At 59.9% G+C, this 25,592-nt stretch carries 9 protein-coding genes, 3 tRNA genes, 3 rRNA genes and 1 pseudogene; 4 read left to right on the top strand and 12 right to left on the bottom strand.

What is annotated here, in order from left to right:
- Positions 1-72: 72 nt before the first annotated feature.
- A complete protein-coding gene (locus ABFK29_RS03160; protein WP_040603971.1) occupies positions 73-2,937 on the bottom strand; it encodes a DEAD/DEAH box helicase family protein in 2,865 nt (954 codons plus the stop codon).
- Between the two features lie 2 nt (positions 2,938-2,939).
- The gene (locus ABFK29_RS03155) at positions 2,940-5,432 is read right to left on the bottom strand and encodes a hypothetical protein (RefSeq protein WP_040603968.1); all 2,493 of its coding nucleotides are present in this window, start codon (positions 5,430-5,432) and stop codon (positions 2,940-2,942) included.
- A gap of 76 nt (positions 5,433-5,508) precedes the next feature.
- Between ABFK29_RS03155 and ABFK29_RS03150 the strand changes: the two genes are divergently transcribed.
- The 3 genes from ABFK29_RS03150 to drmB are packed head-to-tail and all read left to right on the top strand — an operon-like array spanning position 5,509 to position 12,813.
- Complete coding sequence (locus ABFK29_RS03150; RefSeq protein ID WP_083803382.1) at positions 5,509-7,767, top strand: UvrD-helicase domain-containing protein; 2,259 nt, start codon at positions 5,509-5,511, stop codon at positions 7,765-7,767.
- On the top strand, positions 7,764-10,928 hold the full coding sequence (locus ABFK29_RS03145) for a helicase-related protein (RefSeq protein ID WP_198135665.1): 3,165 nt from the start codon (positions 7,764-7,766) through the stop codon (positions 10,926-10,928). Before ABFK29_RS03150 ends, ABFK29_RS03145 begins: the two co-directional genes overlap by 4 nt.
- A 1-nt stretch (position 10,929) precedes the next feature.
- Positions 10,930-12,813: a DrmB family protein gene (gene drmB, locus ABFK29_RS03140; RefSeq protein WP_157136371.1), complete on the top strand. Its 1,884-nt coding sequence runs from the start codon at positions 10,930-10,932 to the stop codon at positions 12,811-12,813.
- A 131-nt stretch (positions 12,814-12,944) separates the two neighbouring features.
- On the opposite strand, the gene ABFK29_RS03135 is transcribed toward drmB, so the two are convergent.
- The 3 genes and pseudogenes from ABFK29_RS03135 to istA form a co-directional block, all read right to left on the bottom strand.
- A complete protein-coding gene (locus tag ABFK29_RS03135; RefSeq protein ID WP_005854553.1) occupies positions 12,945-13,340 on the bottom strand; it encodes a hypothetical protein in 396 nt (131 codons plus the stop codon).
- A 92-nt stretch (positions 13,341-13,432) separates the two neighbouring features.
- Positions 13,433-14,161, bottom strand: coding sequence for an IS21-like element ISPkr1 family helper ATPase IstB (gene istB / locus ABFK29_RS03130; protein ID WP_040604073.1), 729 nt, complete (start codon positions 14,159-14,161; stop codon positions 13,433-13,435).
- Positions 14,091-15,660: pseudogene (istA, locus tag ABFK29_RS03125) on the bottom strand (IS21 family transposase). Before istA ends, istB begins: the two are co-directional and overlap by 71 nt.
- Positions 15,661-15,838: 178 nt before the next feature.
- On the opposite strand from istA, the gene ABFK29_RS03120 reads away from it, so the two are divergent.
- The gene (locus ABFK29_RS03120) at positions 15,839-17,752 is read left to right on the top strand and encodes a hypothetical protein (RefSeq protein WP_005854547.1); all 1,914 of its coding nucleotides are present in this window, start codon (positions 15,839-15,841) and stop codon (positions 17,750-17,752) included.
- Positions 17,753-17,995: 243 nt separating this feature from the next.
- Here ABFK29_RS03120 and ABFK29_RS03115 read toward each other — a convergent pair.
- The 7 genes from ABFK29_RS03115 to msrQ form a co-directional block, all read right to left on the bottom strand.
- A tRNA-Met gene (locus ABFK29_RS03115) sits at positions 17,996-18,072 on the bottom strand.
- A gap of 64 nt (positions 18,073-18,136) precedes the next feature.
- Positions 18,137-18,251, bottom strand: a 5S ribosomal RNA gene (gene rrf / locus ABFK29_RS03110).
- A gap of 228 nt (positions 18,252-18,479) precedes the next feature.
- Positions 18,480-21,927 (bottom strand): 23S ribosomal RNA (locus tag ABFK29_RS03105).
- Positions 21,928-22,379: 452 nt separating this feature from the next.
- Positions 22,380-22,456, bottom strand: a tRNA-Ile gene (locus tag ABFK29_RS03100).
- A 21-nt stretch (positions 22,457-22,477) separates the two neighbouring features.
- Positions 22,478-22,553: transfer RNA gene (locus ABFK29_RS03095), tRNA-Ala, on the bottom strand.
- Between the two features lie 155 nt (positions 22,554-22,708).
- Positions 22,709-24,157, bottom strand: a 16S ribosomal RNA gene (locus ABFK29_RS03090).
- The 16S, 23S and 5S rRNA genes sit together here with 3 tRNA genes alongside, the layout of an rRNA operon.
- Positions 24,158-24,914: 757 nt before the next feature.
- On the bottom strand, positions 24,915-25,535 hold the full coding sequence (gene msrQ, locus ABFK29_RS03085; RefSeq protein WP_005854545.1) for a protein-methionine-sulfoxide reductase heme-binding subunit MsrQ: 621 nt from the start codon (positions 25,533-25,535) through the stop codon (positions 24,915-24,917).
- Positions 25,536-25,592 lie beyond the last annotated feature (57 nt).

Genomic DNA, 25,592 nt, shown 5'->3' with positions numbered 1-25,592 from the left:
TCCAGCAGATTTCAGGCGCGACGACAAAGTTGGTTCCTGCCTGCGATCTCTATTTTGATCAGTTTTCAACGTTCAAATCCGCTCGAATGGAATCAGGATCACCTGCCAAACTCTCGTATCAATCAGCTTCTCCTCCCCCACAATCCTTTCGAGCCGTCGCGATGCGAAAGCCCCCAGCGCCTCGGCCTCGCGTTCCACCCTCATGGCGCGTGCTTCCGCGATGCGCGCCTGCCGTTCGTCGGACGAAATCTGCGCACGGAAAGCAGCTGCGCGCGCTTGCGCCTCACTTTTCGCGCGGTGCGCTTCCGCCGTCACCAGTTCGGATCTGCGTGCGACCTGCCCCGGATCGGGTAGGTGCGGCTTGATGGCGTGGGCCTTGGCCCGCCTACGCATCGCGGCCTCCCGAAGTCGGGGGATGGTGTCCGGCAGCGTTACGGGATCGCCCACTACGAGCCTCCCTGTCTTAGCACGTGGATCAAGAATGGCTGTGACGTGGGACGCCGGCAACCGCTCAAGATCGCCCCCCTCAGGGTTGATGGCCAGTCCTTCCAGGATAAGCCGGGTCGGCGCAGCGAGGCGCAGCCAGCGATCGTCGGCCTGTGAGCCGGCGCGAGCGTAGCGACGCAGATGGCGCGCGTCCTCGCTATTCAGGCCGTGCATCAGCCCGTCCCACCGGGCGTCGTCGTCAATTGGCAGCGACAGGCTGCATGCCGCTGCCGTCACAAGAAGGGGGCGAACGTCGGACAGCGCGGAATGACCGGGCGGATATCCCACCGAGGCCACCGGAACTCTGTCCCGTTCGAGCGCGGTATCGGCCAGATTCAGGAACGCGGCGCAAAGCTGTTCATGAAATTCGTCGCCGTGGTCTATGAAGTGCAAGTGGCGGGCGTCACCTTCGCGGTCCGTGGCCATCCTGAGCGGAGGGTCGGAAAGATGGCGTCTGTGGTGTAGAAAAGCGACCTGACCGGATCGTGGATTGGAACGTCGGTCGCCTTCGTTCCGACGCTCGAGCAGTTCCAACGATAAGTCACGCGTTGCGCCGGAGGCTTTCACGCCGAGGTCCGCGTACCATACACTGCCGTAGCGTGCGCCGTCTACCGATTGGTCCTTCCATCCTGTCCTCACGTCTAAAAGGCTCGACGCCCGGAGCGCCTCCAGCCAGGCAAGAAGCTCGGCCTCTTCTGGGCCGCGCGCGCCGTGTTCCGGTCGCGACGGCCGCAATCCGCCAGGCAGGCTTTTGCGTTCCAACATGGCGCGATGGCGCGCGCGGGCCGCGTCGGCCGTGTGAGGGTCGTACTGCGCGAGGCGGGAGGCTGCCAGTTCGCCGGTGCCGTCCCCACCCATCAGCTCCAAGTCAGCCAAGGCTGCCGGTGCTTCCCGGCCCGCGGCCAGCGCGCCGAGGTGCTTCTCGATCTTTTCGGCGCGCTCCACGCTCATCGGAGGTGTTGGGCGCTCGAATACTCCTAGTCGTTCGAGACCATCGACGACGTCTGACTCGGGCGACCCTGCCCATGTGATGGCGTGTATGCGAATACGCCCCTGATCCTTTCGCGCCTCCGCCGCCAGCGCCGCGCCCGGTCGTAGCCGGTCCAGACGACCGACCAACTGATCGATACTGCGGACGGTCCAAGGGCAGGAATAGAGGACGATGGTCTCGCACCCATGATGGAGATTTAGCCCGGCTTCGGCCCAATCGCCCAGCAGTAGGATGTCGTCGGAGCCGCTCACGAAATCGCCGATCGTATCGACGTTGCGCCGGATTGCCGCCTCGGCATCGGCCGCGGTCTGCTCACCGCGCGCTAGACGTGCGATGCTTGTCTGTTCGCCTTCCGAAGAACTCTGGAGGTAGGCGGGCAAGATACGTTCCAGGCGGGCCATCGTGTCGTTGTCTCCCGCGACCACGAGTACACGCGCGTTAGCATCCTCCGCACGGATCAACGCTAAGAAGTCGAGCAGCGCGTCCAGCCGGGAGTCGCCAATGTTCGCATCCGCACTATCAGGCATCTGGTAAAAATCTTTGGGTAGGGCGGCAAGCGCGTCGCGAGACGCCCGGCCGAGGCGGTGGAGCGCCCGTGCGCGGCTTATGGGATCGCTGCCGACGGTGCGCGCCAATACCTTTCGCGCTGTGGCGGCAAGACCGGCCTCGCGGACGAAAGTCGGGACGTTGGCGCGCGTGTAGTCGCGGCGTGGCATGTAGTCTGGCAAATCGGCCCGCGACCACCGGCAGATGCGTCGACCGAATGCATCCCGCTCGAACGCGGTTCGAGCCTCGTCTGCGGACCGGATCGAGGCCGCGGCTGTCACCTCGTCCCGCCTGATGACCTCCGTTGGGTCGTCCGCAGTAGCGGTGCGAAGGGGCTCCAACATGGAGACGAACCAATGCAGCATTTCCGGTCGGCCAAGCTCCGGCGTCGCCGTCAAAGCAATAAACTGGGCGAAGGGTCGGGCGCGGGCTAGGGTGTCGCGCTGTGCGACTGTAAAGCTCTGCGGCTCGTCGACGACGAGAAGGTCGTAGTGTTCGGACCCATGCCTCAGATGCACCGACAACGACGATGGCTTGATAATTCTGACTGAGACGTCGGCCTCATCCTCCGAGGTGTTGCCGTCGATGAAGGCCGCGTCGCAGTGGCCACGAGTGGTCAACTCCTGTAGCCACTGGCCGATCAGATGGTCTGGAACCACGAGCAGCGTCCGATGGTCCGGGTCCTGGAGGCGCAGGGCATTTAAGATCATAAGGGTCTGCACGGTTTTACCCAGCCCCACGCCGTCGGCCAGCAGATGCCGCAGCTCGGGCGCCTCCAGAATTCGGGCCACATTGGCCATTTGGTGGGGCAAGGGATCTGCAGCGACCCCTAGCGCGCCTAGAAGCGCGTGGTCGCGCTCCACGCGCCGGCGGAGCGCCTGCACACCGTGGGCCATGCGCAGGTAGGCGTTCATAGTCATTCGACCTCCCATCGAGCAGTTCTGAGCCGCAGAGCGGCATAGCGAATTGCCCGGGCAGTCATCCGATCCTCGAAAAGCGCAGTGACGATCGGGAGCCAGTCGGTCATTGCGAAAGCACGCGGGTCGGTCCAGAGCGACAGTGCCACCGGGATGTCGCTTCCGGAGATCCGTCGCGCCTGGCGAGCAAGGCTCCCACGATCGATCCTGAAGTCTGCGATGGCGCGGGCGACTTCAAGTGTTTCGGCGTTTTGGTAGTCGATGTTTCGAAGCGCGTTGGAGAGGCGCGGCGGGAGGATCATCGCGGCAAGGACGTGACGGCCGCTGCTTCGGACGGCGTGAGCGACGGCGGCCTGCCAGGCCTCCGGTGCGTTGTAGGCCTCAAAGTCAACGGGAGGGGCCGACCGCTCTGTGCGCGCGGGTGTCAACGATTTCCAAGCGTTATCGATGCGCTCGTCTGCCCTTTCCGCCCATTTCTCGTCGAGCGTCTTCTCGAGGCAGCTGGGGGGCACAACGTCGGCGAAAGCGTCAGCCAGCGCCGCGAGCAAGCCATTCAGATCTGCTTCTCCGATTTCCTGTCCGACCTCCCGCAGCTCAGCTACCCCCGCCAAATCGAGGCGGATCACTGCTTCAGCGAGGCTGTCACGGAACCGTTTGCCTTCCGACGGCCTTGATTCTTCTTGCAACCAGATCTCGCCGCACATCGTATTCACAATCGCGCGTTCGGCAACCTTGGCGGCTCCTCGGGCCTGGAGCTCGGCCACCACGTGGACGGGACGGGCACTACTCCAGCTAAGCCAGGCTTCAGTTTCGGCGCGCAGTCCTGGGCAGCTGTTCGAACGGCCGAGTTGCCGATGAACGTCCGGCGCCGCGGGCCGTGAATCGGTCATCCGCAAGTGACTTGGCCCTGCAACGATGAAATTTGGAGCCGAAACCCCGTCAACCACGAGGAGCTGGGCCCCAGTGCCTTGGACATTCGCAACCGGGATCGCGAAAGGATCATCGGCAGGAACGCGGCGAACGGGAAGGTCTTTGGACCCGTCGGGTACGGAGGCACGCCATCCGTCTTCGGCCTCGTACCATCGAATCTCAAGCTGTTCTTCCGCGAGTGAAAACGACCGATTATCCCCATCCCACCGAATGGTCAGCATCGCCGCTCGTATCGTCTCCTCCTTGTCCTCGAACCCGCGCAACCCTGATGACAGGTTGGACAGGCCCGGGCCTCTCGCTGCAAGCCGCCCGGGGATGGTGGGCAGGGTTTCGCGGGAGAGAACGGCAGGAGCGCCTGGGATGCGCAGCTCCAGGCGCATCTCGACGTCCAGAAGTTCCCGCGGCCATGTCCGAGCGCGGTCGTCGTCGGGCGGCTGCGCGAGCGACACGAATACCGAGAGACGATCTTCACGAAGGTCCGCGAGCACCGGGATACCAGGCTCCATGTGCACCGAGATTAGCGAAGGGATTGGTTCGGGACGGGTGAACCTCATGCTGGTTGTGCGGCGTACGTTGCGCTCGTCTTGGTAGTCCAAAACTAGTTGTTCACCATCACTAAGAATCAGACGCGCGGTCTCCCCGGTGAGAAGGCGTTCGGGCTCAGACACTTCATGGCGGGTGAAGCGAAGTGGCGTACGGGCATGGAGGACGACAGGCAGGTCCGCTGCGAAGAGCCTGGCGCCGAGACGAAGTCCACCGCGAAGTTCAAACGGCAACGCCGCCGCGCCATCGTCGTCTTGAGGCCCGTGCGGCTCGACCTCGTCTACCATGGCACGAGACCGTTCCCGCTGGCGCCGTCGACGCTCCACTCTCGCGCGGACGAGGGTGTCGCGGATATGCATTGCGGACATCATGTCGTTTTCGAGCCGGTTGACGATCGATCGGGATAATCGCCTGTCGGGCGCGTCGAGTATCGCGGTGGCGACGGACTCCACTCGTGCCTCTCCTGCCGCCCAATCGTTGAGCGCCAGCAAACCGCTCCGTCGACAGCATTGCTGCACGGCCCGGACCAAAGCGGAATCGGCCGGATCCAGCATGGCGACCTCCAGAAGCGCCTCGCTCAAACCGGCATGGATCTGGCGAGGGGCCAGTGCGTTGGTGAGCGGCCACGCGATGTGCCGGAATGCGCGCGAAAATGGAGTGTTGTCCGGGTGAGCAAGACCGACGGCATGATGCGCACGAAGGTAATGGTCGGTCAGTGTCTCGCGAGCACTGGCGGACAAGTGCAGACCGAGTGCAGCTTCCAGGTGCGGCCAGTAGCCGGAAAGCAGCCCCCTGTAGGCGTAGCCGATCTCGGCTGTAAGCGCGAGCAACGGCCAGCTGATTCCGGACCCGATAGCTCCAGTAGCTCGAAGCCGTCGTGCGATCTTGGAGGCGAGAGTCCGTGCATCCTCCACGTTGAGCCCGTGTTCGATGGCATAAACCGGCGCTCCATCACGTTCTTGGGCTAGAGCACGGTAGCGATCTCCCAGATACGCATCGATTTCCTCGTAGCTTAGCACGCTTGCCCAACCCCACTCCGGCCAATATCATCTCAAGGACTCTGGTTGTGGACGAGGGACAAACGGGGAGCAGGTCATGTCAAGGATATTTTCCGATGGCTCTCTTAGCCTAACGGCCTCAACAGATGGCGTCGGTGCCCAATCGGTGGAGGACACGACACTTCAGGACGAAATGGTCCACGCGCTCAAGCGGGCTGGTGTCTCGACGGCCCCCGAATTGGCCAAAATGATCGGCGTGGAGATAGATGATGCCTTCCACGAGGCGCTCGCAGCGCTTGTGGAGCATTGTGTCGTGGTTCGCCACACCACGCGCAACACGCCGGTCTATGTGGTCGCGCATACAGCGGTCAGCGTCATAGCCGGACGGTCTCTTGCCAATGGGTCTGCCGAATTAAACGACGGTCTGAAAGACGACGTGGAAACGCTTGAAGAGCTGCTGGGTCCACCCTCTTGGCGATATGAGGCCTCCTCGCTCGACCAGTTCGTTGGGAACGCGCAGAACGTACAGTCCGACGACGCCTCGGCTTGGGTCGCGATGATTGAACGCGGAGAAGACGCCTTTTTGCTGGACGGCGACTTGAGTAGCAAGCCTGCTCAACTCCGACGTTTGTCGGCCCTGACCCTGCACTGGCCGGAGCATGCGAGGAAGGAGCTAAACGGACCCTTGCGGATATGGGCAGGTATGGCGTCGTCGGCTCAGACGGATTTCTCTCAGGATCGCGTTGTCGCCCTTCCGCCCGACGCTCGCGCTGTCGTCGTCGCCGGACCAGGCGCTGGCAAGACCTTCACGATCCAGCGACGCATTTGCCGCCTTCTTGAGTCCGGTCTCAATCCCTCAGCCATCTCCGTCATTGCCTATTCACGGACCGCAGTCGCAGAGCTCCTCGCGCGTGTGCCCGTCATAGACGGGGAAGTGGTAGACATCCGCACGCTTGACTCGATCGCCGGCCTGTTCGTCAGCCATGCGACCGAAGACATAGGCGAAACGGACTATGAAGGTACGGTGCGCCAGGCGACTACGCTCATCGCGCGGGACGACCGAATCGCGCGGCGATGGCTGGATGGCCGTCGGCATCTGATCGTAGACGAGGCGCAAGACGTTGTTGGCCCGAGGCGCGATATGCTGACGGAATTAATTGGGGCCTTACCTGGAGACTGCGGCGTCACAGTCTTCGGCGATCCCGCGCAGGCGATCTACGACTACCGCGCGCGTGAATTCGGCCACGCGGGACCGATGGCGATAGACGCGATTCTTACGGCATCCGGGTTCGAGCGGTTTGAACTTGGAGGGAATCACAGGACGAGTCGATCATCGCTTCGACGTCTCGCTCGCGAGGGGCGCGGGATCGCCCTCGATGCCGCATCCGGTCATGCTGCCTTATCGAAGATGCGCGAGCTTCTCTACGAGGTCAGCGATGGGCCGCCGCCTGAGTCTGCGGAGGCCCGGCCCGTTGCTGAACTGGCGTTATTCCGGTCGCATGCGGCGGCCGCTCGTCATGCGGCGCGATTGGGTGAGGTCGGAATGCGGGTGCGCCTTTCCGACGACGGTATCCAGCTGGCACCTGCGTGGCTGGGACGCGCGATGGAGCTGTTACAGGGCCGCGGCCCGAATGCGATAGAAGAAGTCATCCGGAGTAACCCTACCCTGCCCGCTACGACGAAGGTCGCAGAGGCGCTTGCGGTGGCGCTCGTCGATGGACGCTACGATGCCAAGCGTATGGCCGAGGCGGTGCGGACCGGGCGTGCCCCCGCCCCTGAGCCGCCCATTGGACAGATCGCATCCACGATCCACGCAGCGAAAGGAAGAGAGGCACTGGACGTTGAGTTGCATCTGCCGGAGCCTCGCGACGGCTTGTCGGATACCGAGGCTGCCGAGGAAGCTCGCGTTCTGTACGTCGGAGCGACGCGCGCCAGACGCCACCTCTACGTCGCGCCCGAAACCGGCACCATGCGCGTGACGAAAGAGCGACATTGGCGGGCCGCACAAACCGGTGTTCAGGTGCAGTTGAGGCCGTCCGACGCACTCGGGATGACGGTCCTTGGGCAGCCCGATGGCCATGTTCGGGCACCGCTGCTCCGTTGGCGGAGAGAAAGCGGATGGGGAGTTTTCGCAGAGGTTGATGACAACGAGGTAGAGCTGGCGCGCTTCTCCGAAACCTTCGGTCGAGAAATAGCGTCGATCTGTGCGGCCGTGCAAGCGATCCCCTTTGTTCCGGTCGCCAGAGGCCAAATCCGGGTGGAATGGTATACGATTGCCCGGGAAAAAGGCCTAGAAGTGGCGCCCGTCACCGATGGCTTCGTCTGGATTAATTTTAAACGACAGGGGAACCCATGACCAATCTTCATGCACCTGGCGAAGCCGATGCGCCCTTCCGTGTGCTGCTCGACCGGCTGGCTGAGGACCTAATCGGTCCAGCACCGCTGGCCGGGCCTCTGCCCGATATCCCCTCAGAAGCTTTTATGACAGGGATATTGTTTCCAAAGGCGTCCAGGAGAGAACCCTCGACCACACCCGATGTCGGAGCCGAAGTCGGAGGAAAGGAAGATAAAGCTGAAATCGGAACAGCTGCCAGAATCGAAACTGCGGCACGGCCAGCAGCCGCCGGGCTGTCTTTCGCGCTAGCGACGAGGGATGGGGAAATACCATCCGTATCGGTTGAGGTAACGGGCGCACGGTACGAGGATGAACAAGAACCGCTCGCAGATGATGACCACGGCGCAAGCCGGACACGTCGAGTATGGTGGAGACGGGCCGTTTCTACTGACTTGCCTATCTCAGTCGATGAGAACGATGAACTTAGCCTTTCCGACAATGGATCGGAAGGCTTTGACGGATTGCATCTGACCATCGTCCAGTCGCGGTTCGAACATGGTACGCCGGGCGAGAGCGCGCGTCTAATAACCGTTGTGGTGTACAACGAGGGCTCGGGGCTGACCGAGTCGCTCGATCGGTATGAACAGAACCGCCAGGCTCTTTTCGAATTTCGCATGACAATCCGAGCGGACGAAGGTTCACGGTTTATTGGGCGTCCGTTGCGCAGCGGACCAGACACCGATGATGCCGACGAGCGGTCGGCAGATCTTCTGTGGCGAGATACAGTTGAATACGCGGTGGGACATACTTGTGCCGCGGCTTGGCACCCGCGTGACGGCGCGGTGAAGGAAGTCTCGACAGCTTGGCTTCCATCGACACGCGTCCCAGACACGAGTGCCTTAGGTCATGTCTGTTTTGAAAGTGTCCGCGACCGTCTTGCGGCGAGCGTGTTGGCAGAGGGCGGCTCTGAGACGCTGGAGGTCTGCGAGGCGCTTGTCGACTCCTACGAAGTCTGGATCAAAGAAACGGGAAAGCGCCTCCGGACTCTGGACTTGTCCGCGGCAAGGGCGGAACAGGCTAAAACGCATCTTGAAATATGCCGGACGGCCGCGCGGAGGATGCGCGGCGGAATTGCCACCCTCCGAGGTGACGCCGATCTGATGATGGCGTTCCAGCTTGCCAATGCGACTATGGCGCGACAGCAGGATTGGAAAAACCTTAGAAAACCTGAAGAACAACGCCGAACATTGGTCTGGCGGCCGTTCCAGCTTGGCTTTGTACTTCTCTCGGCAGCCTCGAGCGTTGCACCCGACCACGAGGATCGGGGCATCATGGACCTGATCTGGTTTCCGACCGGCGGTGGCAAGACCGAAGCCTACCTTCTGCTGACCGCGTTCACCATCTTCGCGCGGCGGCTTAAACGAGGCTCAGAGGGTGAAGGCGTCTCGACAATCATGCGCTACACCCTGCGACTTCTGACACTGCAGCAGTTCGAACGCGCGGCGGCGATGATCTGCGCCGCCAATCTCGAATGGGCCGAGCGGGGCTTCGACACCACTCGGACGCCGATTTCTTTGGGGCTCTGGTTGGGAGAGTCTACAACACCCAACAGGCGGGGCGATGCCGCGAAGCTTCTCGACGGAGCGAACCTCAAGGACGTCGGACGACCCGATCGCTTAATAAAGTGTCCCGCGTGCGACGAGAGCCTGGATTGGCATTCTGCGGGCGACGGCGTCGAGGTTACCTGTGGGACGGATGGGTGCGAGGTTGGCGAGGCAGGGCCGCTGCCGATCTATACGAACGACGACGATGTATACGACGAACGTCCGTCGCTGGTCATCGGAACGGCTGACAAGTTCGCGCAGGTGGCACGGAACGAAAAAACGGCGGCTTTGTTCGGTGCAGGCGCCTACGATCCCCCGGACCTAATTGTGCAGGACGAGCTCCATCTAATCTCGGGCTCGCTCGGAACCTTGAGTGGCCTGTACGAGACTGCCATTGACATACTGGCAACCCGCGACGGGCACCCGCCCAAGGTAATTGGCTCGACTGCCACGATCCGGAGCGCTGCATCACAGGTTCGTGCGCTATTTGCTCGTCGGACTATGCAGTTCCCACCGCCTGGCATTGACGCCGGTGATTCCGCCTTTGCCGTCGTCGAGAAAGACCCGAAAAAGCGAGGGCGCCTATATGTCGGTGCATCGACCATTGGGCATTCAAAGCCTGAGATGCTGCAGGCAGTTTGCGGGTCATTGCTGCAGTCGGCTTCAGTGCTAGACGGCAGCGAACGCGACGCCGCGTGGACCCTTCTTGGGTACTTTAACTCGCTCAAGGAACTTGGAGGATCAGTCTCACTTCTTCAGGTTATCGCACCGGAGACGATGAGACGGCTGGCTGCCTATCGAGACGAGCCGATCCGGCCGGTCGACACACAGATCGAAATCACAAGCCGCATCGGGTCCGAACAAATCGGAGAGACGCTGGCAAAGCTTGAGCGGAGGCACGATGCGGTAGGGGCCATCGACGTTGCGCTTGCGACGAACATGATCTCAGTCGGTGTGGATGTCGGGCGGCTGGGTTTGATGGTGGTGGACGGTCAGCCAAAAGGTGTTTCCGAATACATCCAGGCCACTAGTCGGGTTGGTCGCGACCGGACCGATGGGTTGGTCATTGGTCTGTTTACCGCTTACCGCCCGCGCGACAGGAGCCGTTTCGAAACACACGCGACATGGCATTCCGCTCTGTATCGCGACGTTGAAGCGACTTCGGTCACGCCTTTTGCGCCTCGTGCAAGGAGTCGTGCCTTGCATGCGCCTTTCGTGGCCATCGCCGCGCACCGCCACCCCGAGCTTTGGCAGGCTCCAGGCAGGGCAGAGGGTTTCCGACTTGAATTGGAAAGTATCATCGATGAGATCGTATTACGCTTAGGTAACCTCGGCGAGCAAGAAGCCTGCGAAGCTGCCGATACCCGGGAAGAATTGATGAAGTTTCTCGACAGTTGGTGCAGACGCGATGGCCTGTCCACGTGGTGGAGTGATAAAGGTGACGCCTCGCTGCTGATGTCTATGGAGCAGGCCGTGCAACGTCGCGCTGCGGGGCGAGCCTCCCGCCAACCAAAGCCAACGCCGAATACGCTCCGAGGCGTGGAAGCGACGGTGCGCATCGATCTAGAAGGAAAGTAAAATGCCGACGGGAAACGGACCAAAGATGGGCGAACTGCGGCGGGCTCAACTGGTCTCGACCCACGGCCCCGGCGCTGTAGTGGACTATCTCGCCGCGAAGAACGCGCCGGTCTCTGGGGTCACGCTTGGATTGGATTTTTGGAGAAAAGACGAGTGCCGCAGGATCGTGGAGCCCGTTTTGGAAAGGCTCTTAGGTGTGCGTGAACTCTATGAGCCACCGGTTAGCCTTGGCCGCGGAGACGAAGAGCGCATTCCGGCCCTACCCGCCGTGCGTTTCCCAACCTGGCAGGAATGTCCCGAATGCCATGGCCTTCGTCATCAGAGCCAATGGTTCGAAGAAACAGGTGGAGCAGGGCTTTCCTGTCAAGCTTGCAGCAACAAAATGGGGAGAACCATTTATGTCGTCCCCGCGCGCCTAATGATTATTTGCCAACGTGGTCATCTGGAAGATTTTCCATGGCGGGAATGGATCGAAGACAAGCATGCTGATGGCTGTCGCCAAAGTGGCAAGCTAAAATTGCGGTCGCGCGGTGCCGGCCTTCGAAATCTTTATGTCGATTGTGCCGACTGTGGTAATGGGGACAGCCTGCGCGATGCCTTCACCAAGGCGCAGCAGCTTACCGGCGGCTGTCTTGGCGGGCGTCCTTGGCTTGGCGACGATGCAAGAGAAATCTGCGATGCGCCGGCGAAAGAGGTGGCGACCGCGCTGCGTGGCAGCAGTAACCTCTTCTTTCCCCACGTCGCTTCCGTCCTCACGATCCCGCCGTGGTCGGACACGTTCCGTGCGGTACTGGAGGAATACGACCTCTGGAGCCGGATACAAATTGCTCGCGAAGACTTTGCAGAGGACGGTGATGAACGGGATCTGGAGCGCGCCATCTTGAAGGTTGCAAAGCGTCTTGCAGAAATCACGGATATGCCCGAGCCGGAAGCGCGGGATCGGCTTGATGCAATGCTCACCATTTTGGATAGCCTGCCCGACGCTGAGACACCTGGCGCGGACATGGCGATCAGACGCGAGGAATGGCGGCAGTTCTGCGATGCATCCGCCCCGCCAAGCGAGACATTCGAAGTTCGCAAAGAGGCCGTTCCAGATGTGCTGGCTCCGTGGTTGTCCGAAGTCGTTCGCGTGCCACGCTTGCGCGAGGTTCGTGCTCTCAAAGGGTTCACGCGGCGAAACCCGCCCGACGGGACGGATGCCCAGACCGTAGCGTCGCTGTCTTCGCGAAAGATCAACTGGCGTCCGGCCATCGCTTCCTCAGGAGAAGGCATCTTCCTGGCGCTCGACGAGGACAAGGTGGCAGAGTGGGAAGAAGTGGACACGGTCAAAGCGCGCGCGCGGCAGTTGCACGACGCGTGGGTAGCAGACTGGCAAAATCGGTTCGGCCGCCCCGACGAAACTCCGCCGCAAGCAGTCACCGCACGGGGCCTTCTTGTCCATGCATTTTCCCATGCAGTAATGCTAGAGCTATCTATTACGTCTGGATACGGTTCGGCCTCTTTGCTTGAAAGACTGTATGCCAATGCGGACGGCACGCCCATGGCCGGCGTTCTGATCTACACTGCCACCTCGGACAATGAGGGGACGCTTGGGGGGCTCGAACGCGAAGGACTGTCGCAGCGTATTGCAGGAACAGTACTTCGCGCGCTCAGAAGGCTCGAGTGGTGTTCGTCCGATCCGCTCTGCATGTCTGGGGTCAGTACAACAAGCGACCCACTGAACGGTGCCGCTTGCCATTCTTGCCTTTTCGTTCCTGAAACAGCTTGCGAACTGTTCAACCGAACGCTGGACCGTGCAGTGCTCATCGGCGGTGCTGGAGTACCGGGATTCTTTGAAGGACTGTTGTCAACTACGATGGGGCCTTGCGGCCCTTCGCCTTCGTAGGATCCTTGCAGCCAAAGCAGCGCCAAGTATTTTTGTTGGCCTCGCCCCACCCTCCGCGTAGGTTCTGTCCGCATTCGTGGGATGCGGACGAAGCCGTCCTCCGGGCGTTGTGGGGCCATATCGCGCCTCCCTCAGCCGATCTTGCAGCCCCAGAAGGACGTGTGGTCGGCGGCGAAATACCCGTCCGCGACCCGGAAATACCCCTGCAGCTCGACGGTGTCGCCGGCGGTCAGCGGCACCATGGTCTGTAGCCAGATCGCGGTGGCGAGCGAGACGTGGGTGGCGGAGATTTCGCCGAGGGAGCCGCGGATTTCCGTCGTGCCGTTCAGGACCAGCCGCCCGCGCATGCGGGCAGTGGTACTGGCATTGACCTTGTAGAGCAGCGTGGCGCCGAAGAGGTAGGTGCCGTCCGCGGGGGCGACGAAGTAGTTGTTCGCGGCGTCGAATGCCCCCTGATCGTTGTAGTCGGTGTTGTTGAGGCCGATCTTCGTGTCAATCGGCAGGCAATCTTGACCCCCTATCGGCATCCAAAAAAGCCCCCCCTGGAGCGCTCGGGTAGCTGGCCCGATGCGGTGTAGCCCTCACACAGCGCAGCCGTATCGGGTCAGCGGGGACTTGGTCATTCACGGGTCTTGAAGCGCCAGCTCTCGTTGCCGGTTTCGACGATGTCGCAGTGGTGGGTCAGGCGGTCGAGCAGCGCAGTGGTCATCTTCGCGTCGCCGAAGACCGAAGGCCATTCCCCGAAGTCGAGATTGGTCGTCACGATGATCGAGGTGCGCTCGTAGAGGCGGCTGATGAGATGGAACAGCAGCTGGCCGCCGGTCTGCGCGAAGGGGAGATAGCCGAGTTCGTCGAGGATCAAGAAGTCGAGGCGGCACAGCAGGTCTGCCGTGCGCCCCTGTCGATCGGCACGGGCTTCGGCATCGAGCTTGTTTACCAGGTCTACGACATTGAAGAAGCGCCCCCGCTTGCCGCGCCGGATGCAGGCCCGGGCGATGCTGACGGCAAGGTGCGATTTACCAGTCCCGGTGCCGCCGAAGAGGACGACATTACGCTGCTGTTCGAGGAACTCACCGGCGGCCAGATCGCGCACCAAGGTCTCGTTGACCGGTGTTTCCTCGAAGCTGAACTCGTCGACCTCTTTCGCCAGCGGTAGCTTGGCGATCGTCATCTGGTATTTGATCGAGCGCGCCTGCTTCTCGCTGATCTCGGCATTCAGCAGGTCGCCGACGATCTGTTGGGGCTCGTGCTGACGCTTCACCGCAGTGGTGATGATCTCATCGTAGGCGGCCTTCATGCCGTAGAGCTTCAGCTGGCTCATCGCGTCCAGCACCTGTGATCTTTCCATGGTTGGGTCTCCTGAGGCTGTCGTAGCGGTTGCAATCGGCGACGGGCTCGCAAGTCAGTCGCAACGCGGCCGGCGTATCAATGGTCAGCGGCGGTGGCGGCTCCCGATGCCGGGCCAGGATGTTGATGACGACTGAGGCTGCGGGAACGCCTTCGTTCAGGGCCTCGGCGCAGGCAGAATCCACCGCATCCAGCCCATCGATCGGGATCATGCTGAGGATCTGGACCATCTGCCGGTCGCCGTTCGGCACCTTGCCAAGCTTGCGCTGCACGCGCCTGATCGCCGACGGCAGGTCCCAGTCCCTGAAGGGCGCGCCATTGCGAAGAGCACCGGGCTTGCGAGCCAGAACCGGAATGTAGTGCAACGGGTCGTAGATGGCCTTGTCGCGCCCGAAGGCTCGGGCGTGCTGCCCCACGATCTTGCCGTCCTGCCAGAACTCGACCCGCTCGGCATAGGCACGGATCTCGACAGGTCGGCCAACGGCCCGGCCGTCCACGGAGTAGCGGTTCTTGTCGAACCGGACGAGACAGGTCTTCGAGACCGAGGCTGGCACGGCATGGAAGCCGTCGAACGGACCGACGTAGGGGACAAGACTCGCGCGCTCGTCCTGGAATACCTCCCAGATCGTTCGATCCCGAAGCTCCTGGTGCGGGTTGGCCTTGGCCCAGGCAACACAGCGATCCTCGAGCCAGGCGTTGAGTTCGGCGTAGCTCTTGAACTTCGGCCGAGGCACGAAGAACCGCCGTCGGACAACGCCGACCTGGTTCTCGACCTGTCCCTTCTCCCACCCGGATGCCGGGGTGCAGGCAACAGGATCGACGAGGTAATACCCGCACATCTGCTGGAACCGGCGGTTGTAGGCGCGGTCACGGCCGACGAAGATCGTGTCCACCGCCGTCTTCATGTTGTCGTAGATGCCCCGCGCGCAGGCGCCGCCGAAGAAGGCGAACGCATTGTCGTGGGCGTCAAATACCATCTCCTGCGTCTCACGCGGGTAGACCCGCACGAAGAGCATCCGACTGTGGCAGAGGCGGACGTGCGCCACCTTCACCGTGGTCGTCGCGCCATCGATCACTACGATCTCATGGCTCCAGTCGAACTGGTAGGCTTCCCCCCGGATCGAAGCTCAGCGGCACATAGACCGCGGCAGATTCCACCTCTTCCTCCTTCGACCAGGAGGCCGCGTATCGCCGGACCGCATCATAGCCACCGTCATATCCTCGGGCCCGGAGTTCCTCGAAGATGCGGATGCGGGTCAGTCGCTCGCGCTTGGGCTTCCGCGCGTTCACCGCCAGCATCTCGTCAAGCATGTCTTTCCAGGGCCCGATCTTCGGCAACGGCTGAATGGTCCGCTCATAGGTGAGCTCCGTCGCACCGGACCGGATCACCTTGCGCACCGTATTCCGCGATACTCGCAGCTCCCGGCAGATCTGCTTGATCGACTTCTTGTCCTGAAAATACGCCCGCCGGATCTTCGCTATCGTCTCCACGACCAACATCCCACACTGTGCTCCCCGATGACCTCGGGGGCATCATCCACATCAGTGTAAGGGGGTCATTTTTGGACGCCGATCACCCCTCTACGGGGTCAAAATTGCACGCCTGTTCACAAGCGTCCGTGTAAAGCGGGTAGGCTACAACTTAACCGATTGGGCCTGGCTGCGGAGTGGCCAGGTAGTGTTCGACTTCGCGCGCGATGGGATCCTGGCGCCCCATCGCCAGAAGAAGTTCGTAGATGTCGTTGCCGAGCTAATGTTAGCCGACGACGACCTTGCGCGGCGTCTTCAAACACTGCTGCCGATTTGGACGCTACCCGAAGACCGGAAGGAGGCGCTGGAGTTCAAGCTGCTCTTCGCCGCGCTCGACCGGGCCAACTATCGGACCGTCATCGATACGGCGACGGGCGAGGAGAGCCAGCGCCTCGTGTACCCCGACGAACTGCGGCTCGAGGTGCAGTCTTGGCAGACCGAAAGCGCGCCAACCCTTGCGTACCTTCTTGTGCCAGACCAGTGCGAGCAGCGACTTCGGGGCAGCCACCCTCTTACCGACGATGAGGCCGCGTACCTCTTCAATCTACTCAAGGAGTGCGAAGCCGGGACCGAGGGGGACGATGAGGACGCGAAATCGAAATGTCGGTCCGCTGCAGCCGGCACCCTCATCGCACTGGGCGACGCTTGGCTCGTTCAGCATCCCGAAGCTCAGCAGCTCGCGTTCGAAGTCGTGCGCACTGGTGTGGCGGAAGTTGCGTCGACGGTAGAAGAGATTCGCGGACAACGCGCGGAGCGTTTTCGCGGCGAGCTGAAGTTCATCGCCCACGCGGTAATGCACCAGTGGCTCGCCGATGGAGACGGTGTTCAAGAGTGGGAGGCGGCCGTCGTGCGGCTTCTGACGAGCGGCGACACGGAAGCGACCGCCGTCTTAATCGGCGTTGCCTATGCCAACCGAGAACAACTTGGTGCGGCTTGGTGGCGGCTGCTCCGCGCCGGCCTCTTCTGGTCGGGACTTAACGTCCTCGCTCCGCACCACGGAGACGACGAGGAAGCGGAGCGCGCCTGGCTTATGTGGCTCGCGCGGCTGCGGCGCTTTCCGCTTCGTGGATCGAATGCGACGCCGGATGACCTCGACTTCGAGCGTATCGTCACAGGCGTAGAGCGGTTGGACTTCCGACGCCAGATGCGGCTTTACAATTCCGGCGCCCAGACTTGGCGCGGAAAGCCGGAACGCCGAAGGAGCGGCTCGCTAGACGACCACTTCCTCAGTGTTCTTTTCAACTGGCTTATCGATGGCGGTGGCACTGGCGACCGTCGCCTCGATACAGACTTGGCGCTGCGCATCTGGGACTACGACGCGACGCGCGCCAGGGAGCGGGAGAAGAACAAGTACGGCGAATACGACTTGCCAAGTCAGAACTTCGGCTACGACATCCTGTTGAAGCTAGGAGCCTTGACGATAGCGGCGCCCCAAGGAGAAGAGCGGGAAGTTTGGGAACCGGTTCTCTGCCACGGTCCGGCAGCGCACTACGCGCTGCAGCACTTCATTAGGGGATTGTTTCTACGTCTGGGGAAAGATGATGACGCGGAGGCATTCGAACGTGTCTGGCGCGCTACCGCGGAGTACGGCCTTGCCGCCGATTGGTCTCGACCAGGTCTCTGGTTCTACGGCGAACGCTTGATCTGCGACCTGCTCGGCTTCGGCAACGAGGGTGCGTTGGCCCGGCTGAAACCCGGCGCGGCTATGCGTATGAAGGATGTCTACGAGCGCTGGGCCGCCGCACACTTGGCTCGAGACGAAGAATGCGTCACCCGCTTCTGCCACTTCTTGACGACAAGCTTTGTAGCCACGCTTCGTCTTGACGGCCTACGCTGGCTGGCAGCCATGTTGAAGGAGCGAAAGCCCTCTGGTTACTGGTATCGTGAGGAAACAGGCGACGCGCTGGTGGAGCTTGTGGCGACGGCATTGACTTCCGACGGCCAGGCACTGTCGCAATATGATCAGGCGCGGCAGGCGCTTGTCGAGATTTCGGCTGCCCTTGTCGCCAAGAGCATTCCAAGCGCCCTGAGTCTGCATGAGCGCATCAAGCTGCTGCGATAGCCGGGGTCATTCCGGGTACCTAGCGGTCACGTAGTCAAAGCAGAACGGCTTCTTTCGGCCGAGAACGGCCACCGACGCTGAGGTGAGGCCTCGCCACAGGAGGGTGTCGAAGAACGAGCGCGCATTTCGCGGTTGCACGAACACCTTCGGCCCCTCTTGCTTCCACAGTGCTTCCACGGCCGGACAAAACGCAAACGCCGCCCCGGAGGGCGGCGTGTAAGCGTTTGAAAACGCGTAGGATTTTGGTTGCGGGGGTAGGATTTGAACCTACGACCTTCAGGTTATGAGCCTGACGAGCTACCGGGCTGCTCCACCCCGCGCCAATTCCGTGTATCACTGATACTTTCTCTGTATCGTTTATATAGATGTTTTGGTTTTTGCTAGGTTTGGCGGTGACCTACTCTCCCACGTCTTGAGACGCAGTACCATTGGCGCGGTGGCACTTAACGGCCGGGTTCGGAATGGATCCGGGTGTTTTGCTCACGCTATGACCACCAAACCGAGTAAAAACCAAAACCCGTTGCACTTTTGGGCATGGTGGCTTTTGGAGTATTGGCTATGCCGATCCCCTGTTTCCACGCTCCCCAATTCGGGTGCAACGGTACAATCAACATCGTTTTCCAAGTCAGTACACTTTGGAAGTGTATGCTTGTGTTCCGTAACCGGTTTGAAGTTTCACCGCGACGCTGTTTGCGCCGTGTGATTTCGAACCTTGCTGTTACTGGATCAAATCAAGCCTATCGGACCATTAGTACCGGTCAACTGAATGCATTGCTGCACTTACATCTCCGGCCTATCGACGTGGTGGTCTTCCACGGTCCTCAGGGATACCTTGTTTTGAGGGGGGCTTCCCGCTTAGATGCCTTCAGCGGTTATCCTTTCCGATCATAGCTACCCAGCACTGCCGTTGGCACGACAACTGGTCCACCAGTGGATCGTTCACCCCGGTCCTCTCGTACTAGGGGCAACTCCTCTCAAGTATCCTACACCCACGGCAGATAGGGACCGAACTGTCTCACGACGTTCTAAACCCAGCTCACGTACCTCTTTAAATGGCGAACAGCCATACCCTTGGGACCTGCTCCAGCCCCAGGATGAGATGAGCCGACATCGAGGTGCCAAACACTGCCGTCGATATGGACTCTTGGGCAGTATCAGCCTGTTATCCCCGGCGTACCTTTTATCCGTTGAGCGATGGCCCTCCCACTTGGGACCACCGGATCACTATGGCCGTCTTTCGACTCTGCTCGACTTGTCAGTCTTGCAGTCAGGCTGGCTTCTGCCATTGCACTCAACGAGCGATTTCCGACCGCTCTGAGCCAACCTTCGCGCGCCTCCGTTACGCTTTAGGAGGCGACCGCCCCAGTCAAACTACCCACCACGCAGGGTCCCGGACCCGGATAACGGGTCGCGGTTAGACATCAAGCAGAACAAGGGTGGTATCTCAAGGATGACTCCACCAGGACTGGCGTCCTGGTTTCAAAGTCTACCACCTATCCTGCACATGTTGTGCCTGATGCCAGTGCGAAGCTGTAGTGAAGGTGCACGGGGTCTTTCCGTCTAACCGCGGGAAGCCTGCATCTTGACAGGCAATTCAATTTCGCTGAGTCGATGTTGGAGACAGCGGGGAAGTCGTTACGCCATTCGTGCAGGTCGGAACTTACCCGACAAGGAATTTCGCTACCTTAGGACCGTTATAGTTACGGCCGCCGTTTACCTGGGCTTCAATTCAGAGCTTGCACCCCTCCTTTTAACCTTCAGGCACCGGGCAGGCGTCAGACCCTATACGTCGTCTTGCGACTTCGCAGAGCCCTGTGTTTTTAATAAACAGTCGCCACCCCCTGGTTTGTGCCCCCGGCACTCATGTACCGGGCCTCCTTCTCGCGAACTTACGGAGGTATTTTGCCGAGTTCCTTCAACATCGTTCTCTCAAGCGCCTTGGTATTCTCTACCAGTCCACCTGTGTCGGTTTAGGGTACGGTCTCATGAAGGGCTATTTCCAGGAACTGTCTTGGATACGCCCCAATCCGATAAGGGACGCACGCCGCCACAATCCGTCACATCCTTCTGGCCCAGGAATATTAACCTGGTTCCCATCGACTACGCCTTTCGGCCTCGCCTTAGGGGCCGGCTTACCCTGCTCAGATTAGCTTTAAGCAGGAACCCTTGGACTTTCGGCGAGAGTGTCTCTCACACTCTTTGTCGCTACTCATGTCATCATTCTCGCTAGTGATCTCTCCACCGGATCGCTCACGCGCCGGCTTCACAGAAAGCACTTATGTCTGCGCTACCGCTTCGCTACTTGAGCGCGGTTGCCCGCACCGTTCATAACGACGCGATAGAAGAGACAAAGTGCTATATCACACTACGCTCCGCTACCATGCTCTCGCATCCTCAGCTTCGGCTCGTGGCTTGAGCCCCGTTACATCTTCGCCGCAGGACAACTTGATTAGACCAGTGAGCTGTTACGCTATCTTTAAAGGATGGCTGCTTCTAAGCCAACCTCCTGGTTGTTTTGGTCGTCCCACCTGCTTTCCCACTTAGCCACGAATTGGGGGCCTTAGCTGGAGGTCAGGGTTGTTTCCCTCTTCACTACGGACGTTAGCATCCGCAGTGTGTCTGCCATCTAGTACTCCCGGGTATTCGGAGTTTGGTTAGGATCAGTAAGCCTGTGGGGCCCCATTACCCATCCAGTGCTCTACCCCCCGGGGTATTCGGATGACGCTCTACCTAAATAGATTTCGCGGAGAACCAGCTATCTCCGAGTTTGATTGGCCTTTCACCCCTAGGCACAACTCATCCCGACCTTTTTCAACAGGTGTGGGTTCGGACCTCCAGTACGTGTTACCGTACCTTCATCCTGGTCATGCCTAGATCACTCGGTTTCGGGTCTGATCCATCTAACTCGACGCCCTATTAAGACTCGCTTTCGCTGCGCCTACACCTAACGGCTTAAGCTTGCTAGATAGACCAAGTCGATGACCCATTATACAAAAGGTACGCCGTCACAAGACTGGACACTGATGACAACCGCTATCTGGTTGGAATGCTCACGTGGAACGCAACTGTCTCGATCCCGGGGTTGTTGTCGTAGATCCCCGCATTCGAGCGGTGATCGTAGCTGAGGCCGAAGCGCCAGCCCTTCCGGTTTTCGTATCCCAGCTCGATCCCGGAACGGAACTCTATCGGTCCGCCGAGGTCGTATCCGCCGTTATCGAAGTAGAGACCAGGCATCGCGTGCAGTTCGGCAAACAGCGGAGAGTTTCCGAAGTTCACCGTGTAGGTCTGGCCAAACCCGATCCAGGTTTCGCCTTCTTCGCCAACCGAGAGACCGATGGCCTCTCCGAACGGCCCGCGTTTGTGGGGCAGATCGTAGCGAAGGTAGACCTCCGACGCAGGCTGTGCCTGTCGTTCCAAAACCTCGCCGGCCGAGATCATCAGCCGCGGCGTCGCAGGCGACGTCCCGAGGCATCCGTTGGCCGTACCGCAGTGGTTCATGCCCATGTCGGTCAGACCGAGCACCAGCATCAATACTGCGAAGGTTCCGTCAGCCATGTTCGTATCTCCCTGATCTTCAAGGAGGTCATGGCCCAGATTGTCATTAGAGTCCAGTCAAGCTCCGACTGATTGTAGGCGTTCGGTTTCAGGTACTGTTTCACTCCCCTCGTCGGGGTGCTTTTCACCTTTCCCTCACGGTACTGGTTCGCTATCGGTCAGTAAGGAGTACTTAGCCTTCGAAGGTGGTCCTCCGATCTTCAGACAGGATTTCACGTGTCCCGCCCTACTTAATACGTCCAATCGAGCTTCCAATACGGGGCTGTCACCCGCTATGGCTGATCTTTCCAGATCATTCTTGTCACTCTCATGGCTCGGCTGGTCCCCGTTCGCTCGCCACTACTAGGGGAGTATCATTGATTTCCTTTCCTCCGGGTACTTAGATGTTTCAGTTCCCCGGGTTTGCTCTTAAAACCCTATGTATTCAGGTAATAAGTACCTGTTTTACCCAATTATAAACAGCAGAGCTGATTATAACCGAGTATCAGGTGGGTTGCCCCATTCGGAGATTCATGGATCAAAGCCTATTCTCGGCTCCCCATGACTTATCGCAGAGTATCACGTCCTTCATCGCCTCTTACTGCCAAGGCATCCACCAAACGCCCTTCTCGCGCTTGATTTGATCCAGTAAGAGCAAGGTTTCTAATCGACCCGAAGGTCGAATGCAGAACTGTTTAGGTAGCAGCTCCACGCCCCGCTGGTTCACAGGGCCTTGCAAAGAGCAACACGGTCGGCAGACCGCCCCGCTCTCTTACTGGACAAAGCATACTTTCCCGCGGAGATCATTGATCTCCGCTGTATCGATCATGCAATCGATACGTTGGTTAGTGTACTTGACTTGGACAACGATTGCTCGTTTCGAAGGGGATATATCCGCCTGGCCGGCTAGACCAGGCATCAACCTCTCCCGAAGGAGACCCAACGAGATTGCTGCTTACTTACAGCAATCAAGCAACGTTGATTGTTTCTATATATACGATGTCAGTGAATGTGTCCGATTGGACGGATAAGAACCCGAAGGTGCTTATCGATCTAATCGTCAGCGTGTCGTGTCCCTGCAAAGCAAAGAGAATGGTGGGTCGAGGAGGACTTGAACCTCCGACCTCACGCTTATCAGGCGTGCGCTCTAACCACCTGAGCTACCGACCCATTCTTTCGGGCCTTGCTTGATGGTGGAGCCTAGGAGGATCGAACTCCTGACCTCCTGAATGCAAATCAGGCGCTCTCCCAGCTGAGCTAAGGCCCCGTGCTTTGGAACCCCGCACGGCGATCCGCGCGGAACCTAGCGTTCTGAAGAGATATGAGGACGGCCTGGTCCAGTTTTTGACCGGCTTTGTTTGCCGATCTTCTGCTAAGTGCTTCACGAGAAGAACAAGTTCTTCTGACTAGAAGCATCCTTAGAAAGGAGGTGATCCAGCCGCAGGTTCCCCTACGGCTACCTTGTTACGACTTCACCCCAGTCGCTGATCCTACCGTGGTCCGCTGCCTCCCGAAGGTTAGCGCACGGCCGTCAGGTAGAACCAACTCCCATGGTGTGACGGGCGGTGTGTACAAGGCCCGGGAACGTATTCACCGCGTCATGCTGTTACGCGATTACTAGCGATTCCGACTTCATGGGGTCGAGTTGCAGACCCCAATCCGAACTGAGACAGTTTTTGGGGATTAACCCATTGTCACTGCCATTGTAGCACGTGTGTAGCCCAACCCGTAAGGGCCATGAGGACTTGACGTCATCCACACCTTCCTCCCGCTTATCACGGGCAGTTTCCCTAGAGTGCCCAGCCGAACTGCTGGCAACTAAGGATGTGGGTTGCGCTCGTTGCCGGACTTAACCGAACATCTCACGACACGAGCTGACGACAGCCATGCAGCACCTGTCACTGCGTCCCCGAAGGGAAAGCCCGATCTCTCGGGTTAGCACAGGATGTCAAGGGTTGGTAAGGTTCTGCGCGTTGCTTCGAATTAAACCACATGCTCCACCGCTTGTGCGGGCCCCCGTCAATTCCTTTGAGTTTTAATCTTGCGACCGTACTCCCCAGGCGGAATGCTTAATCCGTTAGGTGTGTCACCGAATTGCATGCAACCCGACGACTGGCATTCATCGTTTACGGTGTGGACTACCAGGGTATCTAATCCTGTTTGCTCCCCACACTTTCGCACCTCAGCGTCAGTATCGAGCCAGTGAGCCGCCTTCGCCACTGGTGTTCCTCCGAATATCTACGAATTTCACCTCTACACTCGGAATTCCACTCACCTCTCTCGAACTCTAGACTGATAGTTTTGGAGGCAGTTCCAGGGTTGAGCCCTGGGATTTCACCCCCAACTTTCCAGTCCGCCTACGCGCGCTTTACGCCCAGTAATTCCGAACAACGCTAACCCCCTCCGTATTACCGCGGCTGCTGGCACGGAGTTAGCCGGGGTTTCTTTACCAGGTACTGTCATTATCATCCCTGGCGAAAGAGCTTTACGACCCTAAGGCCTTCATCACTCACGCGGCATGGCTAGATCAGGCTTGCGCCCATTGTCTAAGATTCCTCACTGCTGCCTCCCGTAGGAGTCTGGGCCGTGTCTCAGTCCCAGTGTGGCTGATCATCCTCTAAAACCAGCTACTGATCGTAGGCTTGGTAGGCCATTACCCCACCAACTACCTAATCAGACGCGGGCTAATCCTTCCTTCCCCCAAAGGGCGTATCGAGTATTACTCCCAGTTTCCCGGGGCTATCCTCAACAGAAGGGCATATTCCCACGTGTTACTCACCCGTCCGCCGCTCACCCGAAGGCGCGCACGACTTGCATGTGTTAGGCCTGCCGCCAGCGTTCGTTCTGAGCCAGGATCAAACTCTCAAGTTGAAAGCAGGTTACCCTGCTATCCTTGACGTTCGAACCTCTGCACATCTCCAATACTTCAAGACCAGCTTTGGGGGCGTGGTCCCTATATCCACCCGGCTAAGGATTGGATACGCATTGGAAGTCATCTGTTTGATAACGTGCTTTTGGTTTCATCAGAAACCGAAAGCCGCTCCAAACAGTGAAGCTGACACTTCATCATCGGACCGAAGTCCTAGAAGCGTTGATATGAGAGGGTTGATCCATCGATCAGGACCAGAGCCGCCCACATATCTCTTCAGATACCAGCAATTTCAAATAACGCAGAGACAAAAACCGAACCGGTGCGCCCTAACTTCCCGGCGCGCCCGCCCGTCAATGCCTCAGATGTTTGCCTCGCTTCCCCTCCAGAACCCCTCGTTGGCGTCCCGTCCGTTCCGTCTGGCGTCCCGTGTGGCGCCTCAGCGCCGCCGGTGAGGGGGTATCTACGGTTACTCACCAAAACCCGCAAGCAGTTTTTTCAGGTTTCGTCGTCTTTTTTTCATATTTCTCGTTTTTGCGTTTATTTTCAGCATGTTGCGCGGCAACTTTTTTTGAAGGAGCCGCCGCGAATGCCCGCTTTGTACGCCGCGGACAAGTGTGACTCGCCCTGCACAAACGGCTATCCCCAAGCTTATCCCCAGGTGGCCCCTACGTAACCCGGTGCAAACCGCGATTCACGCGCATCCCGACTCGCGAGTCACCCCTCGCGGGGGAGCTTCCGCAAAAGAAAAGGCGGCCCTCAGGCCGCCCTTTCCCGATTCACTGTCTTGCGACGGCGCTGCGGCCATCGAAGGGCCAGCAGCACGATAACAACCGCCATGTAGAAAAGCGGCTCCAACAGAAAGCCCTTCGCAAGCATGACGAAGTGCAGCGCCCCGAGGATGGCCACGGCATAGGTCGCCTTGTGCAGCTGTCGCCAGCGGGGTCCGAGTTTCCTGATCGACCAGTTGTTCGATGTCGCAGCCAGCGGCAGCATCAGGACAAAGGCGGCCATGCCGATGGTGATGTAGGGGCGCTTCACTATGTCGGCCCAGATCTGCGACAGGACCTGCACATCCAGGACAAGCCAGACCAGCAGGTGCAGAGTGACATAGTAGAAGGCCATCAACCCGATTGCGCGGCGGAACTTCAGAACGTTGATCGACGCGTAGCGGCGCAGCGGTGTTATCGTCAGTCCGGCGATCAGCAGCCACAGCGCCCACTGCCCCAGCTCATGCTCAAGCGCCTTGATCGGCTCGACACCGAGCCCGCCCGTTGCGCCAAGGTACACGAACCACGGTGCCGGCAGGGCCAGCGCGACGTAGACGATCCATGTGGGCACCCGTCGCGCGAACCTGTTGAAGGCGTCCCGCGCGAGCATCACAGGGGAAGAGGTGTCGGATGCCTTGAGGCGATGGTTCACGGTCAATACTCCTGT

Origin of the sequence: Sagittula stellata E-37 (genome assembly GCF_039724765.1) — a bacterium.
Lineage (GTDB): Bacteria > Pseudomonadota > Alphaproteobacteria > Rhodobacterales > Rhodobacteraceae > Sagittula > Sagittula stellata.
The sequence above is the reverse complement of the archived record's forward strand: the minus strand, read 5'-3'. Positions and strand labels throughout refer to the sequence as shown.

Excerpts from the sequence above, each read along its gene's own strand:
- ABFK29_RS03160 (WP_040603971.1), bottom strand. The coding sequence starts at position 2,937 with ATGAACGCCTACCTGCGCATGGCCCACGGTGTGCAGGCGCTCCGCCGG.
- ABFK29_RS03150 (WP_083803382.1), top strand. The coding sequence starts at position 5,509 with ATGTCAAGGATATTTTCCGATGGCTCTCTTAGCCTAACGGCCTCAACA.
- ABFK29_RS03145 (WP_198135665.1), top strand. The coding sequence starts at position 7,764 with ATGACCAATCTTCATGCACCTGGCGAAGCCGATGCGCCCTTCCGTGTG.
- drmB (WP_157136371.1), top strand. The coding sequence starts at position 10,930 with ATGCCGACGGGAAACGGACCAAAGATGGGCGAACTGCGGCGGGCTCAA.
- ABFK29_RS03135 (WP_005854553.1), bottom strand. The coding sequence starts at position 13,340 with ATGCCGATAGGGGGTCAAGATTGCCTGCCGATTGACACGAAGATCGGC.
- istB (WP_040604073.1), bottom strand. The coding sequence starts at position 14,161 with ATGGAAAGATCACAGGTGCTGGACGCGATGAGCCAGCTGAAGCTCTAC.
- msrQ (WP_005854545.1), bottom strand. The coding sequence starts at position 25,535 with ATGCTCGCGCGGGACGCCTTCAACAGGTTCGCGCGACGGGTGCCCACA.